Raw genomic sequence first — 14,585 nt, 5'->3', positions numbered from 1 at the left:
CGCTGCGGCTACTGCCTCATAAAGCTGTGTTGAAAGGAAAGAAGCGCTGTGAGCAAGAAGATCCGCGTTGCGATTATTGGCGTTGGCAATTGCGCCTCCTCACTGGTACAGGGCGTCCATTACTACCGCAATGCCCGTGATGGCGATGACATCCCCGGTCTGATGCACGTCAACCTGGGCGGCTACCACATTGGCGATATCGAGTTCTCGGCGGCATTTGATATTGCCGATACCAAGGTTGATCGTGATCTGTCCGAGGCGATCTTCGCCGAACCAAACAACACCTATCGCTTCGCCGATGTACCGAAGCTGGGTGTACCGGTATCTCGTGGGATGACCCACGATGGCATCGGCAAGTACCTCAGTACGGTGATCCGTAAATCGAAGCGCGATACCGACGATATTGTGGGCATTCTCCGCGAGACAAAAACGGATGTTGTCGTCAATTTTCTGCCGGTCGGCAGTGAGATGGCAACCAAGTGGTACGTAGAACAGGTACTCGATGCCGGTTGTGCATTTATCAACTGCATTCCGGTCTTCATTGCCAGCCAGGAATACTGGCGACGCCGATTCGAGGAGAAGGGGCTGCCGATTATCGGCGATGACATCAAGAGTCAGGTCGGTGCAACCATCACTCACCGCGTGTTGACAACCCTCTTCAAGGAGCGTGGTGTTCGTCTCGACCGTACCTACCAGTTGAATTTCGGCGGCAATACCGACTTTCTCAACATGCTCGAACGTGAGCGTCTGGAGAGCAAGAAGATCAGCAAGACCAATGCCGTCACTTCACAGTTGGGGTACGAGTTGCCGGCTGAACAGGTACACGTCGGGCCGAGCGACTATGTACCGTGGCTGGGGGATCGCAAGTGGTGCTACATCCGTATGGAAGGCACCACCTTCGGCGACGTGCCGCTCAATCTGGAGCTGAAACTGGAGGTGTGGGACTCGCCCAACTCGGCGGGCGTGGTGATCGATGCCATTCGCTGTGCTAAACTGGCTCTTGATCGGGGGATTGCCGGCGCACTCTACGGCCCCAGCAGCTATTTTATGAAGACACCGCCTCGCCAGTTCACCGACTATGAAGCGCGCGATTTGACCGAGCGCTTTATTCGTGGTGAGGTCGGTGCCAAGTAGGGACAATCCGTGAGGCTCTCCTCCGTTGAGGCAAGCCAGGGGCAACCCTGGTGGCGTCCCTCTCAGCCAGGGTAGGGGCAACCACCAGGGCTGCCCGTCGAGGCACGGTAGGGCAACTCTGCGTGGCAGCCCTCACCGGCTTACGACACCGGACAATATTCAAGCAGGACGGGCATGAAACTGATAGTGCAGATTCCGGCCCTCAACGAACGCGATACTATCGCCGATGTCATTCGTGCTGTTCCCCGGCAGATCCCCGGCGTGGATCAGGTTGAGGTGTTGATTATTGATGATGGCTGTACCGATGATACGGTTACAGTCGCTCTGAATGCCGGTGCTGATCATGTGGTACGTCATACTGCCAACAAGGGGCTGGCAACCGCATACCAGACCGGTATCGATACCGCGTTGCGTCTCGGTGCTGATATTATTGTCAATACCGATGCCGACAACCAGTATCCAGGGAGCGAAATTCCGCATCTCATTGCACCGATCCTTGCCGGCAAGGCCGACATTGTGATCGGTGACCGGCAGGTGCATCAGATTGAGCATTTCTCCCCTCTGAAAAAGGCGTTACAACATATCGGTAGTGCAGTGGTACGCTGGGCATCCGAGACAAATGTGCCCGATACCGTGTCGGGTTTTCGGGCGCTGTCACGCGAAGCTGCGCTGCGCACCTTTGTAACCTCCGATTTTTCGTATACGGTTGAAAATCTGATCCAGGCCGGTAAACGGCGGCTCACAATTGTGGCGGTTCCCATCAAGACCAATCCTGTGCAGCGTCCCTCTCGCCTGCACCGCGGCAACTGGAATTTTATCAAGCGGCAGGCCGCCATCATCGCCCGCACCTACACGACCTACGAACCCCTCAAAGTCTTCAGCTACATTGCGCTCTTCTTCGCGACGCCAGGCATTGTGTTGCTGGGATGGGCTGCGTTCGTCTTTATCGGTCGGCGCCTGGGCGTGCTCTCGGCCACCAATGATCAGTCTTTGCTGGTGGGGAGTATCCTGATTTTAATGGCGTTGATTATCTTTCTCATCGGCTTACTGGCCGACCGGGTCGGGGGTGTACGCCGGTTACAGGAAGAGATACTTTACCGCACGCGCGTCAATCTGGTCGAACAAGAGGCGTGGCGACGCACGATCAGCGCCCGTCTCGACCGGATCGAGCGGGCGCTGGGGGTGACGGTGACCGACGAACCTGAACCTTGATCTCAGTGGCCGGCAGTGTTCAGTTCTGGCGCGTCGAAGACCGTCGGATTGGGGTCGCCACTGACCTCAATTTTGGCGATTGCACCCTTGTCAATCGAGCGGCTGAGGGCGTGATCGACCAGGATGTAGGTGCCCGGCACTTCCACTTTGAACTCGATGATGACCGCTCCACCTGCCGGGATGAGGGTCGTTTGTACATTGTGGTTCTGCAGGCTACCACCCTCGACGTAGACGGTGTCGAAGATTTCGCCGATCACGTGGAAGTTGCTGCTCACGTTCGGGCCACCTACGCCAACAAACAGCCGTACCGTCTCGCCTACCCGTGCCTTCATCGCATTATCGCCTGTTAAACCGCCAGCCCGGCCGTTGAAGACGATATAGGTCGGGTTTTCGTCCTTCACTGCCAGTGGGTTGAAGGTTAGATGGCCCTTGGTGCCGTGATCTTGTTGGGTGTAGAAATCACCTTGCATAATGTAGAACTCGCGATCAACCGGCGGCAGACCACCTTCAGGTTCCACGACGATTAGCCCGTACATCCCATTGGCGATGTGGGACGGAATATGCGGCGTTGCGCAGTGGTACACGTAGACACCGGGGTTAAGCGCCTGGAAGCGGAAGCTCTTGGTCTGACCAGGAGCAACCTGCGTCGCCACCGCCCCACCACCCGGGCCGGTCACTGCGTGCAGATCAATCGAGTGCGGCAACTGGCTGTCAGGCGCATTGGTGAGCGAGAGTTCGACGGTATCACCGACCCGTACCCGGATCATCGGGCCAGGAACCGTGCCGTTGAACGTCCAGAACGTATAGGTACTGCCATCACCGAGGTAACCTACCACTTCGCGAGTCGTCAGCTCTACGGTTACCGTCTGTGCCGGGCGGGAACCAACCGGCGCCGGAACTGCATTGGCCGGCAACATCACCTCATTAGTCACTTCCATGGCTGGAGCAACTGTCGGCACGACCGGCATTTGGACGCCGGTAGGAGTAGGAGCAGTCGCACAACCGGCCAGTAAGGTAACCAGTACTGCAATAATCAGTGAGCGAACCATTTGTTTTCTCCTTCTGTCTAAGCCTGTGCCTTACTGAGCCAATCGTAGCAAAGAGCGTTCATTGTTAATGTGACAGAAGTCACAACTTCTTTTTCAATGGGTGTTACAGTGATGTGTTGAGAACGCATCTCATGAAGCTGTGTGGTCGTGCTACTAGACGGTCGCACAGGCTCGTGAACGCTTGCCAATCACCAACGACAACCTATCCTGATCCCGGCACACCGGTATGGCAGCGAGCAGCGCTGGCGACCGCCTACGGTGCCATCACCCACTGGATTGGTTTCCTTGCCCGCTCGTCATGCGCGTGTCGTATCGTTTGGAGTGCAGTAGCCACACTGCCGCGCCAGCCGTGCTCACAATCAGGCGCGTGTCACGCCGTTGACCTGCTGGTCACGGGGATGCCAGGTATGATCGTCACGATCATTCTGCCAGTGATCAATGAGATAACTTCTGCTCCTACGCTGACCCTTTTCCCCACTCTGCAACCGTGCTACCATGCAGATGTTCGCTGATAGTATGGAGATACAAGCTATGGTTGATCACCTTCGCCAACGCTGGGCAAGCGACGCTGTGATCTACAATGCGTGGCTCACCATTCCCAGCCCTTGGAGCGCTGAGCTACTGGCCGCAGCCGGATTTCCCTCGCTCACCATTGATCTGCAGCACGGCTTGATCGACGATCCAACCGCATTGCAAATCCTGCATACCATTGACCGACGGTGTCCGGTCTTTGTTCGCTTAGCGTGGAACGAACCGGCAGCGATTATGCGCGCTCTGGATCGGGGTGCTGCCGGAATTATTGCGCCGTTGATTACCGGCCCAGCCGATGCCCAGGCGCTGGTTGCTGCCTGTCGTTTTCCTCCAGAGGGCATCCGGAGTTATGGGCCGGTGCGGGTTGGCGTTGTGTATGGGGTGGCCGAACCGGCCATGGTGGCGCGCCTGCCGTTCATTATGCCGATGATCGAAACGGCCGGCGCCCTCGACCAGCTTGAGGCAATTGCTGCTGTGCCGGGCATTGATGGCCTCTATGTCGGGCCGGCTGATCTCAGCTTGAGTTTAGGGCTTCCCGTACCGGTGGATTTCGCAGCCCCACCCTTCCGAGCGGCGCTTAGCCGGGTGGTTGAGGTTTGTCGACGGCATCACCTGGTTGCCGGCATCTACGCCAGCCCGGAATGGGCCGCCGATCTGGCGGCGCTTGGCTTTCGGTTCATCACGATTGTCAACGACAGTGATCTGATCAGTCGGGGGGCAATCGCGGCATTACAGCGTGTAAGCGGCTAATCTGAATCTAGGTCTCAGCACAGGCAGCCAGCGCGGCGCGGTCGCAAATCGCGATTGCGCCGCGTTCGATACGGATCATCCCCTGCATCTCAAACTGGTGCAGTGTCCGACTCACCATCTCGCGCACGGTACCGATCATGGCAGCCATTTCGGCCTGTGTCAACGGTGCCATCAACTCACCCTTTTCCGAAGCAATTGCCCGATTGAGTAGCAACTGCGCCAGACGGCCTTGTACACTGTGTAGCGCAATGTTATCGATCAGATTGACCATGTGGCGCAGGCGAGTGGCAAACTCCCGGAGCAGGGCCATCGCCAGCGCCGGGTGTTCATGCACCAGTTGCCGCATTGCTGTGATGGAGAATTCCAGCACCTCAACATCAGTAATCGCTTCCACATTCACCGGGCAAGGCCCTTCATCGAAAATCGGTACCGCATTGAAGTGCTGACCCGGCCCCATGACATTCACGATCTGTTCGCGGCCACTCGGCGCAATGCGGGTTAGCTTGACCCGTCCCGCTACCACGGCGTACATTGCCTGTGGTGGCTCACCGGCAAGGACAATCAATGCACTGGCGGGGTACGAGCGTGGGAAGGCCGTGGCTGCCAGTGCCTGCAATACTGTATCAGGGAGGTGAGTGCAAAAACTCACCCGGCGCAATTGAGCGATGCGTTCGTTGTCCAATGACCACCTGCGCTGTGACGATTGTCACTGCAACCGTACCGTCGTTCTCATTATAGTGGATTGCAGAAGATGATGAACCGGAGAAATACTATGAACACAACTCAATCTGCAATCCACGTACCACAACTTCCTGAGATTGATCGCAACCGTTGCAACGGCTGTGGTCTCTGTGTAGCACTCTGCCCAACCCATGCGGTTGCTGTCCGTGATGGATACGCAGTGATTGTCAATGCCGATGCCTGCAATTTTTGCCCGCTCTGCGAGAGTTATTGTCCAACGGGAGCCATTGGGCGACCGTTTACAATCACGTTTTGTTCGGCGACGACAACCTGATGACGATCTGGCCGGATGTATACCGACAACACAGCAGTGATTTATACCAGCACCTTCTCCATCACCAGGCTCGGCCAGCCCAGGCGAGCACGCCAGCCATCCAGTCGCCAGATTTCATCATACCCACACCGCCGATAGAAGCGTTGGGCGGCAGTATTGTTCGCCAGCACTTGCAAACGGGATCGGGGCAATCCACGTGATCTAATCTGCTCCTCGAGGGCTGCCATCAATGTCTGCCCGGCCCCCTGACCACGGGCCGCAGCAGTGATCACGACCGAATGGATCAGGGCACTCTGCGGATCGGTATGACGATACACACCTATCAGGCTACGCGCCACCACACTTGCCAGTTTGAGGGTTGGCCCGATCCCAAGCTCACGCACTGCTGCTGCAATCGTTCCCCGTGGCGCTCGCTCGTAAGCCGGCTCGTTGGGGAATTGCAGCATGCCGGTACCGATAACCCGTTGCTGATCGTCACATACCACCAGTCTGTTTGTGAGGGCCGCTTCGCCATTGGCTTGCAGCGTATAGGCTAACAACCGCTCTTGTCCGGCCCGGCAGCCACTGAGCGCACCTGGCAATTCAGAGTGATACAATTCGACGATCAAGCGGGCTAAATCAGGTATATCGGTGCCAATGGCGGGGCGAATAATGAATGCAGGCATACGATAGCACCTTTTCAAGCAGCATTGATGTTGCGATTACGACCAAAGCTCATTGGATACGTCACACCGGATACTCCATCGCAGGATGGCTCTCACTATCTACCGTAGCAGTCACCGTGAACGTGTTTAACGCGCCAGCCCTCTCTCTCCGACGAATGGCAGGCTTTTCATCCGGCGGCCGCAGGAGCGGGGCAAACGCGGGGCCTGACTCATTCAATCATTCACATAGTACAGGCATCAGCCGGTGCGCCATTTCCGTACCAGCGTAACCTCAGCGTGTTTAACACGCCAGCCCTCTCTCACCGCCGAATGGCAGGCTCTTCATCCGGCGGCCGCAGGAGCGGGGCAAACGCGAGTACTGACTCGTTCAATCATTCACATAGTACAGGCATCAGCCGGTGCTCCATTCCCGTACCAGTGTAACCTCAGCGTGTTTGACGCGCCAGCCCTCTCTCTCCGACGAATGGCAGGCTTTTCATCCGGCGGCCGCAGGAGCGGGGCAAACGCGAGTACTGACTCGTTCAATCATTCACATAGTACAGGCATCAGCCGGTGCTCCATTCCCGTACCAGTGTAACCTCAGCGTGTTTGACGCGCCAGCCCTCTCTCTCCGACGAATGGCAGGCTTTTCATCCGGCGGCCGCAGGAGCGGGGCAAACGCGGGGCCTGACTCATTCAATCATTCACATAGTACAGGCATCAGCCGGTGCGCCATTTCCGTACCAGCGTAACTTCAGTCCAGGGTCGGTGCCTGTCTATTTCTGCTCTGGTGCCCACGGTGGTGACTGACGATTGAGAAACGCCCGCAACCCGGCCTGGCCCTCGGCACCGGTACGGGCAGAGGCAATCGCTTCGATTGCCAGCCGTCGCACCTCGTCGAGTGAACCGGTGCGCACCACCTGCAACAACGCTTTACTCATCGCTATCGCACGTGGTCCGGCCTGCAACAAATCGCGCACGACACGGTCAACAGCCTGATCGAGTTGATCAGCCGGTACCACCTCGTGTACCAGCCCAATCGCCAGCGCCTGCGCTGCCTTGATCCGGCGCCCGGTCACAAACAGGGCGCGGGCATGCCCAAAGCCGATTTTCGCGGTCACAAAGCGGGCAATAACCGCCGGCAGCAGACCCAGGCGCACCTCAGTTAACCCAAAAACAGCCTCTTCAGCCGCAACCACATAGTCGGCGCAACAGACCAGCCCCACCCCACCACCGAGCGCTGCCCCGTGTACCCTGGCAACCACCGCTTGCGGCAGTGTGTCGAGGGCCGTGAACATCGCATCAAGGCGAGAAGCATCGGCCAGATTCTCTTCACGTGAATAGTTGAGACTGGCCTGCATCCAGTTGAGATCGGCGCCGGCACAGAATGACGGCCCCTCTCCCTGCAAGATCAGCACTCGCACGGCAGGATCATCGCGTAGATCGGTGCAGACCTCAGTAATTCCGGCGATCACATCGGGGTTGAAGGCATTGTGAACGGTTGGTCGCTGTAGCGTAAGGGTGGCAATCGGGCCATCACGGGTAAGCGTCAACACTGCCATCGTGGTTGCTCCTTCTCCAGGCGAAACAGCACTACTCTAGCGGTAATTCCACGCTGGCTAACACCTCGGCCAAAACGTCAGCACTGGTGCGGCCACGGATTGCGGCTGCCGGACGCACCAGCAGACGATGCTTCAACACCGGCTCGGCCAGCGCCTTGTAATCGTCAGGCAACACATAATCGCGTCCGGCCAGCGCTGCCCGCGCCTGCCCGGCACGAAACAGCGCCAGCGTCGCTCGTGGACTCATCGCCAGCGCCAGATCGGGATGGCTGCGCAACTGCTGCGCCAGCCGCACCAGATACTCACGCAGTGACGGTGCGACGCGCACGGTGTAGACTATTCGTTGCAGTGCCGGTATCTGCGACCCGTCAACCACTGCCGTCACTTGTGTAATGGGATGATCGCCGGCGAGCGTCGTCAACATCTGCAACTCATCAGCCGGTGAGGGATAACCGAGCTGAATCTGGAGCAGAAAGCGATCAAGCTGCGCTTCGGGTAAGGGAAAGGTACCTTCAAACTCAATCGGATTCTGGGTAGCCAGCACCAGAAACGGTTCTGGCAAACGATGCGTCACACCGTCAACACTCACCTGCCCTTCCCCCATCGCTTCGAGCAAGGCGCTCTGCGTGCGCGGCGTTGCGCGATTGATCTCATCAACCAGCACCACGTGGCTGAAAAGTGGGCCGGGCTGGAAGACAAATTGCCCGTTCTGTGGGCGGTAGACACTGACACCGGTGAGGTCATTGGGCAACAGATCGGGAGTACACTGAACCCGTTGAAAACGCAATCCCAGCGATAGAGCCAGGGCGCGGGCCAGCATCGTCTTGCCCACCCCAGGGACATCCTCAATCAACACGTGCCCACCACACATCAAAGCGATGAGCAGTAAGTCTATCGCTGCCGTTTTGCCAATAATAACCCGTTCAACATTTGCCCGCACACGTTCGGCAAAATCGGCCAGTGCGAGCAGGTTGGCGACAGAGGTCGAAGATGGTGTATTCACAGAGTTTATTTCATACGTGATAAACTGATGACCACGTAACAGATTATACCTGATCGGCAGAATCGGTTGACACCAGTTATCACACATTATCCCACACTATCCCACATTATCCCACATGGGTTTGTGGGTGTGTTAAGGGTTTTTAGAACAAATGTTTTACATGGATTTATGGTTTGGATTGATAAACAAGTGCAATGCTTCCTGTCTGGCAACGTATCAGGAAGCGTAGGGCAAATGAGACCTGGTTGCCCAAAATCTGATAGCTTGAAATAGCTTCTCATAACACAGAGCAGGATACGACCAAATCCAACAACGGCCGGTTAATCGCCGTATAGATTGCGTATCCTGCTCCGCAGATGATTTATCGTACCACCAGTGGAATATGCACTTGTATCCCTGTTGGTGAGCTACTGGCCTGCTGCACCACAATCGTATCACTCGCCTGGTAGGTTGTCGCACCCTGGCGGATCTGCACGAAGACGGTGCGTTCACCGCTGCCGCTGGCTAACGTCCAGGTGTAGGTGGTGCTGTACGGCTGCCACGCCGTCCAGGTCACACCATCATTGCTCAATCGCATCTGTTCGGCCCATCCTGCCCCGTAGATGTACAGTTGCACCGTTGATGAGGTGGTGGTCGCCGCTTCGCCGTTGATCACCACCGGATAGGTATTCCAGCGGCAGCCGAAGGTCTGCGACCAGAAATGGCCGTAGGTTGTCCCACTGCGGTAGGTGTAACCGGCACCCATCTCGCACAGGCCGTTCCGCAGAATATTTGCCCGATGACCATCGCTGTTCATCCAGCCATTGATTACAGCGTCCGGGGAACCATACCCTGCCGCCAGGTTTTCAGCCGCTATGGAGTAGTTGTAGCCAAAGGCGATAAAGCGCTGACCCATACTTCGTCCCTGGACATCGGTGTGTGAGAGGAGGTTGCGACTGGCGTTGTCTTCGACGATGAACACCGCTGCCTGTTGCAGGTTATCGTTCCGCTTGAGTGGCGATAGACCGTTGGCCATCCGTATCTGGTTGGTCAGCTCGATCACCTGTTGCATCGGGTCGGATTGGGCAAGGAGTGGAGGTGCAGGCAGGCGGGGCAAGGTGGCGATGATCAAGAGGCCGAGACAGATCGTGCCGCATAGCAGGCGCCAAGAGCGGATCAGCATATGTTGATCACCTCATCAATGTGTGGTATGGCTGTCGGAGATCCGCACTCTGGGGGGAGATTTCTCAGGATGGGGAGCCGTATCTCCTGAGCTGTTTGCGTACAACCTGTAGTATATGATAGCAGAGCAGTAGGGGCGATAGGATGGCAATTTTTTCATCAAGATATGACAGTTGGGATAACGCTGTTTTGTATTTGGAAACAGCGATTTCCTGTCAGGCTATGACCGATCACATTGCGTGATGACACAAACAATCACCCATGCCCAGCCGGGTCGCGTGCGGAAGTCGGGCTTCCGCACTGCACTTCCCGACCGATTACGCGAGAGTTAAGGTGTCTGGCTAATGATGAGTGAGGTGTAGTCCTTTACTCTTTCGTCCGTTATCTCTACACCCCCGGCACACCAATTGTTAGCCGGGCTACCAGGCCATCGTTCAGCGATCCGGTCACTGTTGCCATCTGGGTCTGCCAGCCATCGCGAAAGATGCCGTCGCGCTCCAGCGAAATACGACCAAGATTATTCAAACTGTTACCGTATTGCGGATCAGCGTAGACTTGCCGGCAAATATCTTCCGGGAGAGCCAGTTGTGAGGTGTGCACCACATTGCGTGCACTGGTGGCCTGATCCAGCGAAGGATAGATTTCAAAGTGGACGTGCGGCCAGCGTCCAGAATAGCATCCGGGGAAGATGGTTTGGAAGACAACAATCCCGTTCGCATCAGCAGCCTGCACCCCGCGCAGATAATCCTCGCCTTCCACCCCACTGCTGTACATTGAATAGCGTCCCTGCGCATCACAATGCCAGGCGTACAACGCATAACCGGCGAGTGGCGCACAATCGCCACCGGCCCGCACCAGCTTCAATTCCAGACGGAGCGGAATGCCGGCGGCAAGGTTACCGGTGCCGAGGCTCGTCCGAATGTCCTGGCGTACCACACCGGATCGGGCAAGCACATTGAGACTTGCCCCCTGCGAGCCATCCCCAGGGAAGGGGCCCGCAGTCTCGGTTGGAATCGGTGAAACACATTCGGCAACCGGAGCTGAGGTTGGAGTGACTGCCGTGGTAGGCGTGCTAACAGTGGCGGCTACCGTTGGACTGGCCGGTAGTGCTGTGGGACTGGCTGGTAGCGCTGTCGGGCTGGATACACTACCCGAACCTGCCACAGAGGTGGACGTTGGCCCACCTGTTGGCGTAGATGACTGACCGGCGAAGGGTGTACAACCGGCCAGAAAGCTGGTAATCCCGACCAACCCCAACTTTAAGAGACGGCGTCGAGTCAGCGGTGACTGTTGCAGCATGGTCAGATCGGCCTGAAGGCCAAGGTCGAAAAGATCGCGGTGTTCTTGTTCCATTGGGTACCTCACGTCTGCGAATACTATTCTTCGAGAGAGTTGTAGCACGGTATTGTGCAGAACTTGATGAGAATTTGAGTAGATTTGATGAAGAATTGTCGTGATGTATTTCTCCCCGGCGGTTGAGTATAACCCATACCCTGGTGCCAGGCCTCTACAGGCGTAGCTTGCATCCAGAGAACGCGCTACTAAATAGGCTTTTTTCCTGTTGTAGTGCCTGGGTTGCATCACTTGCAGTGCGGAAGCCACGCTTTTGCCCCCAACGCGCTCCGGTATTGGGTGAGAGGTACAACCGCCAATCTCCATGCCATCCTGATAAGGCGTTTCTGGGCAAGCCTGCAACGCACGATGGTCGGTAAGTGTGAGTTGAACGCAGATAGCAGCAGCCCATGCGTTGTTCGCCGCGATCTGTCGATAACCGCTATCGTTTGCAGTCTCCAGATGCTGCACTGGCGTAACAACTGTGCGTCTCTGGGGTGTGTGGTGGATCGGAAGTAGTGGTACTGTACGCCAGACCTGTGGCACAGATACTCCTGCCCGTGATTCAATGGCGGACAGCGTTTGAGAGCGTCTTGCGGACAACCTGACCGCCCTCGCCATTGACCCCTCGCGGCACGGGAGAGGAGAGGTTAGAGGTTTGATTCAGAGCTTCCTGATGAAGTAGAACTTTTCATCCGCCCCTGAACTGCACGTTGAGGAGATTCTATCCGGCAGCAGTGAGTGCTCCCTGGAATGGTTGCGACACCTGCATACCACAGGCGCGCTAATGTTCACACCGGTCGTTCGAGTCGTGCCGGATGGTCATGGTGAAGCGGTATCGAGTCGCTTGACAGATCTGCAATCGGCGATATGTGACGCCACAGCCGTGCAATCGCTACCGTGAAGGAACGTCAATGGCCGGACTTCACCCCGTGTCGACTCAACCCGAACTGACATTATGTTACAATGCAGATACTTATATCGCAAAATTGTCGTTGAGGTTTATCTACAACCTTATGGAAATCTATCCGACACCACATAACGTTGCCTTAATTGATGTTCACCATCTTGGTCGGCCTCATGTGATCGGTACATTCTTGCTGTTGGGTGACGAACCGGCGCTGGTTGATCCGGGGCCGGCCAGTACGCTGGCAGCCCTGCGTACCGGATTACGTGCGCACGGGTTGACGGTCGCCGATCTGCGAGCGATTGTGTTAACGCATATCCATCTCGATCATGCCGGCGCAACTGGTCTGCTTGCCGCAGAGAATCCGCATCTGACGATTCATGTTCACGAGCGCGGTGCGCCACATTTGATCGATCCTTCACGGTTGCTCAATAGCGCAGCCCAGCTTTACGCTGATCGCATGGCAACTTTGTGGGGTGATGTGCGTCCGGTGGCTCACGAACGGATTCGTACCTACACCGGTGGTGAGACGTTATACCTCAGAGGTCATCCGCTGCGCGCATTTGATGCTCCTGGGCACGCGAAACATCACCTGATCTGGTTTGACGAGGCGAATGGTACTGCCTTTGTGGGTGATAATACCGGTGTCCGCCTACCGGGAGTGCGGATGACCAGGCCGGCGACACCGCCGCCTGATATCGATCTGGAAGCGTGGTCGCGCACTCACGATTTGATTGAGCAATTGCGTCCGCAGTGGTTGTGTCTGACCCACTTTGGTGCCTATGACGATGTCGCCTTTCATCTGGCCGATGCCCGGCTGCGCTTGCAGCAATGGGCCGAGATTGTCCGCCAAAGTCTGATTGCCGGCCATGATGAACAGACTGGAACGGCTGTGTTAGAAGCGGCATTGGCGAATGAAGCGGCTACGCTCTCGCCAGCCGAACAGTTGGCAATTATTCAGCAGACCGGCCCATTAACATTGAGCTGGCGTGGTCTGGCTCGTTACTGGCAGAAGCTAGGGGGACTGGCAGGGTGAAGATCAGGGAGGGCAGGTTGTTTCTCTACCCTCCCTGGTAGTAGTCGACTACAGTTTCACTTCTCCGCGCAGAAAGCGGAGAGCGGTCTCGGCCAGGATAGCGGTGCCAATGGGGAGTGCGCGTTCATCAATGTCGAAGATGGGGGTATGGTGCCCGCGCACGATGCCGTCATTGATCGCGGCACCGAGCATCAGCATGGCACCTGGTGCCTTTTTCGTCATGTAGGCAAAATCTTCTGCTCCCATCCCGGTGCGCGAACGATCAATCGCATCAGCGCCAAGAAAATCACCGGCAACATTGCTCATCCACTCGGCTACACGCTCGTCGTTCCAACCAGCGGGATAGCCGCGGGTGATCTTGACTTCAGCGCTCCCGCCAAATGCTTCCGCCACTGCGAAGGCGCGTTCAACTTCGCGGGCCAGTTTAGCGCGTACTTCTTCGCTGAAGCTACGCAGGGTTCCCTGCACGAAGATCTCGCTCGGAATAACGTTGGAAGCATGGCCACCCCGCACGGTGCCAACGCTGAGAATAGCCGGTTCCATCGGGTTGATCAGGCGGGCGCGAATACCAAACAGCGCATTCAGAACGTGTGAAAGCATAAACACCGGATCGGTGCCGAGATGTGGGTATGCACCGTGGCCGCCGGTACCGCGGATATAGCCCTTAAAATCATCAACGGCAGCCGAGGTCCAACCGCCGCGGATGGTCACCTGACCAACGGGCAGGGTTGAGTCGACGTGCAGGGCAATAACGGCATCAACCCCATCCAATGCACCCTCTTCAACCATCCGCAAACCACCACTCTTTACCTCATCATCCCAACCCTCTTCAGACGGCTGGAACAGGAAGCGCACCCGGCCACGCAACTGTTCAGCCGCAAAGCGCTCACGCAACAGGTGGGCAGCACCGAGCAGCATGGCGGTATGGGCATCGTGGCCACAGGCATGCATGACGCCTGGATTCGTTGAAGCATATTCAACCTGGTTCTCTTCCTGTATCGGGAGCGCATCCATATCGGCGCGGATGGCAATAACCGGACCATCACCATCACCCAACTCACCGACTACACCGGTTTTGGCGACGCCGGTAGTAACCTTAATTCCGCCAATTTCGTGGAGCGTATCGGCAACGAGCGCAGCGGTACGATGTTCCTGAAAGCCGAGTTCGGGATGGGCATGAATGTCACGGCGGATGCGAATAATTTCATCCGCCAACGCCTGGGCACGTTCGAGCATCATCATCGACTCC

General features: G+C 56.9%; 13 protein-coding genes. 5 read left to right on the top strand and 8 right to left on the bottom strand.

Annotated elements, in window-relative coordinates; all coding sequences use genetic code 11:
- Positions 1–48 precede the first annotated feature (48 nt).
- Positions 49–1,134 carry a myo-inositol-1-phosphate synthase gene (locus CAUR_RS08255; protein WP_012257445.1) on the top strand — a complete coding sequence of 362 codons (1,086 nt, stop codon included), beginning with the start codon at positions 49–51 and terminating at the stop codon, positions 1,132–1,134.
- 174 nt (positions 1,135–1,308) lie between these two features.
- Complete coding sequence (locus CAUR_RS08250) at positions 1,309–2,346, top strand: glycosyltransferase family 2 protein (protein WP_012257444.1); 1,038 nt, start codon at positions 1,309–1,311, stop codon at positions 2,344–2,346.
- Between the two features lie 2 nt (positions 2,347–2,348).
- Here CAUR_RS08250 and nirK read toward each other — a convergent pair whose 3' ends face one another.
- A complete protein-coding gene (nirK, locus tag CAUR_RS08245; protein WP_012257443.1) occupies positions 2,349–3,395 on the bottom strand; it encodes a copper-containing nitrite reductase in 1,047 nt (348 codons plus the stop codon).
- Positions 3,396–3,926: 531 nt separating this feature from the next.
- Here nirK and CAUR_RS08240 point away from each other — a divergent pair.
- Positions 3,927–4,676, top strand: a complete 750-nt coding sequence (locus CAUR_RS08240) for an HpcH/HpaI aldolase family protein (RefSeq protein ID WP_012257442.1) — start codon at positions 3,927–3,929, stop codon at positions 4,674–4,676.
- Positions 4,677–4,683: 7 nt separating this feature from the next.
- On the opposite strand, the gene CAUR_RS08235 is transcribed toward CAUR_RS08240, so the two are convergent.
- A complete protein-coding gene (locus tag CAUR_RS08235) occupies positions 4,684–5,358 on the bottom strand; it encodes a Crp/Fnr family transcriptional regulator (RefSeq protein ID WP_012257441.1) in 675 nt (224 codons plus the stop codon).
- A gap of 90 nt (positions 5,359–5,448) precedes the next feature.
- Here CAUR_RS08235 and CAUR_RS08230 point away from each other — a divergent pair, with 90 nt between their 5' ends.
- Positions 5,449–5,691, top strand: coding sequence for an ATP-binding protein (locus tag CAUR_RS08230; RefSeq protein ID WP_012257440.1), 243 nt, complete (start codon positions 5,449–5,451; stop codon positions 5,689–5,691).
- A 41-nt stretch (positions 5,692–5,732) separates the two neighbouring features.
- Here the strand turns inward: CAUR_RS08230 and CAUR_RS08225 are convergent, their stop codons facing one another.
- From CAUR_RS08225 to CAUR_RS08205, 5 genes are all read right to left on the bottom strand, one after another.
- A complete protein-coding gene (locus tag CAUR_RS08225) occupies positions 5,733–6,356 on the bottom strand; it encodes a GNAT family N-acetyltransferase (protein WP_012257439.1) in 624 nt (207 codons plus the stop codon).
- 755 nt (positions 6,357–7,111) lie between these two features.
- Positions 7,112–7,897, bottom strand: coding sequence for an enoyl-CoA hydratase-related protein (locus tag CAUR_RS08220; protein ID WP_012257438.1), 786 nt, complete (start codon positions 7,895–7,897; stop codon positions 7,112–7,114).
- Between the two features lie 31 nt (positions 7,898–7,928).
- Positions 7,929–8,900 carry an AAA family ATPase gene (locus CAUR_RS08215; RefSeq protein WP_012257437.1) on the bottom strand — a complete coding sequence of 324 codons (972 nt, stop codon included), beginning with the start codon at positions 8,898–8,900 and terminating at the stop codon, positions 7,929–7,931.
- 361 nt (positions 8,901–9,261) lie between these two features.
- Positions 9,262–10,062 (bottom strand): CAP domain-containing protein, encoded by an 801-nt coding sequence (locus CAUR_RS08210; protein WP_012257436.1) that lies wholly within the window; start codon positions 10,060–10,062, stop codon positions 9,262–9,264.
- Between the two features lie 386 nt (positions 10,063–10,448).
- Positions 10,449–11,414: an intradiol ring-cleavage dioxygenase gene (locus CAUR_RS08205; protein ID WP_012257435.1), complete on the bottom strand. Its 966-nt coding sequence runs from the start codon at positions 11,412–11,414 to the stop codon at positions 10,449–10,451.
- Between the two features lie 995 nt (positions 11,415–12,409).
- Between CAUR_RS08205 and CAUR_RS08200 the strand changes: the two genes are divergently transcribed.
- The gene (locus tag CAUR_RS08200; protein ID WP_012257434.1) at positions 12,410–13,336 is read left to right on the top strand and encodes an MBL fold metallo-hydrolase; all 927 of its coding nucleotides are present in this window, start codon (positions 12,410–12,412) and stop codon (positions 13,334–13,336) included.
- Between the two features lie 48 nt (positions 13,337–13,384).
- On the opposite strand, the gene CAUR_RS08195 is transcribed toward CAUR_RS08200, so the two are convergent.
- Complete coding sequence (locus tag CAUR_RS08195) at positions 13,385–14,578, bottom strand: M20 metallopeptidase family protein (RefSeq protein WP_242605103.1); 1,194 nt, start codon at positions 14,576–14,578, stop codon at positions 13,385–13,387.
- Positions 14,579–14,585: the final 7 nt, after the last annotated feature.

This window comes from Chloroflexus aurantiacus J-10-fl (assembly GCF_000018865.1).
Taxonomy (GTDB): Bacteria; Chloroflexota; Chloroflexia; order Chloroflexales; family Chloroflexaceae; genus Chloroflexus; species Chloroflexus aurantiacus.
This window is presented reverse-complemented; position numbering and strand designations above follow the sequence as displayed.

Excerpts from the sequence above, each read along its gene's own strand:
- CAUR_RS08205 (WP_012257435.1), bottom strand. The coding sequence starts at position 11,414 with ATGGAACAAGAACACCGCGATCTTTTCGACCTTGGCCTTCAGGCCGAT.
- CAUR_RS08195 (WP_242605103.1), bottom strand. The coding sequence starts at position 14,578 with ATGATGATGCTCGAACGTGCCCAGGCGTTGGCGGATGAAATTATTCGC.
- CAUR_RS08240 (WP_012257442.1), top strand. The coding sequence starts at position 3,927 with ATGGTTGATCACCTTCGCCAACGCTGGGCAAGCGACGCTGTGATCTAC.
- CAUR_RS08210 (WP_012257436.1), bottom strand. The coding sequence starts at position 10,062 with ATGCTGATCCGCTCTTGGCGCCTGCTATGCGGCACGATCTGTCTCGGC.
- CAUR_RS08250 (WP_012257444.1), top strand. The coding sequence starts at position 1,309 with ATGAAACTGATAGTGCAGATTCCGGCCCTCAACGAACGCGATACTATC.
- CAUR_RS08220 (WP_012257438.1), bottom strand. The coding sequence starts at position 7,897 with ATGGCAGTGTTGACGCTTACCCGTGATGGCCCGATTGCCACCCTTACG.
- CAUR_RS08225 (WP_012257439.1), bottom strand. The coding sequence starts at position 6,356 with ATGCCTGCATTCATTATTCGCCCCGCCATTGGCACCGATATACCTGAT.
- CAUR_RS08200 (WP_012257434.1), top strand. The coding sequence starts at position 12,410 with ATGGAAATCTATCCGACACCACATAACGTTGCCTTAATTGATGTTCAC.
- CAUR_RS08230 (WP_012257440.1), top strand. The coding sequence starts at position 5,449 with ATGAACACAACTCAATCTGCAATCCACGTACCACAACTTCCTGAGATT.
- nirK (WP_012257443.1), bottom strand. The coding sequence starts at position 3,395 with ATGGTTCGCTCACTGATTATTGCAGTACTGGTTACCTTACTGGCCGGT.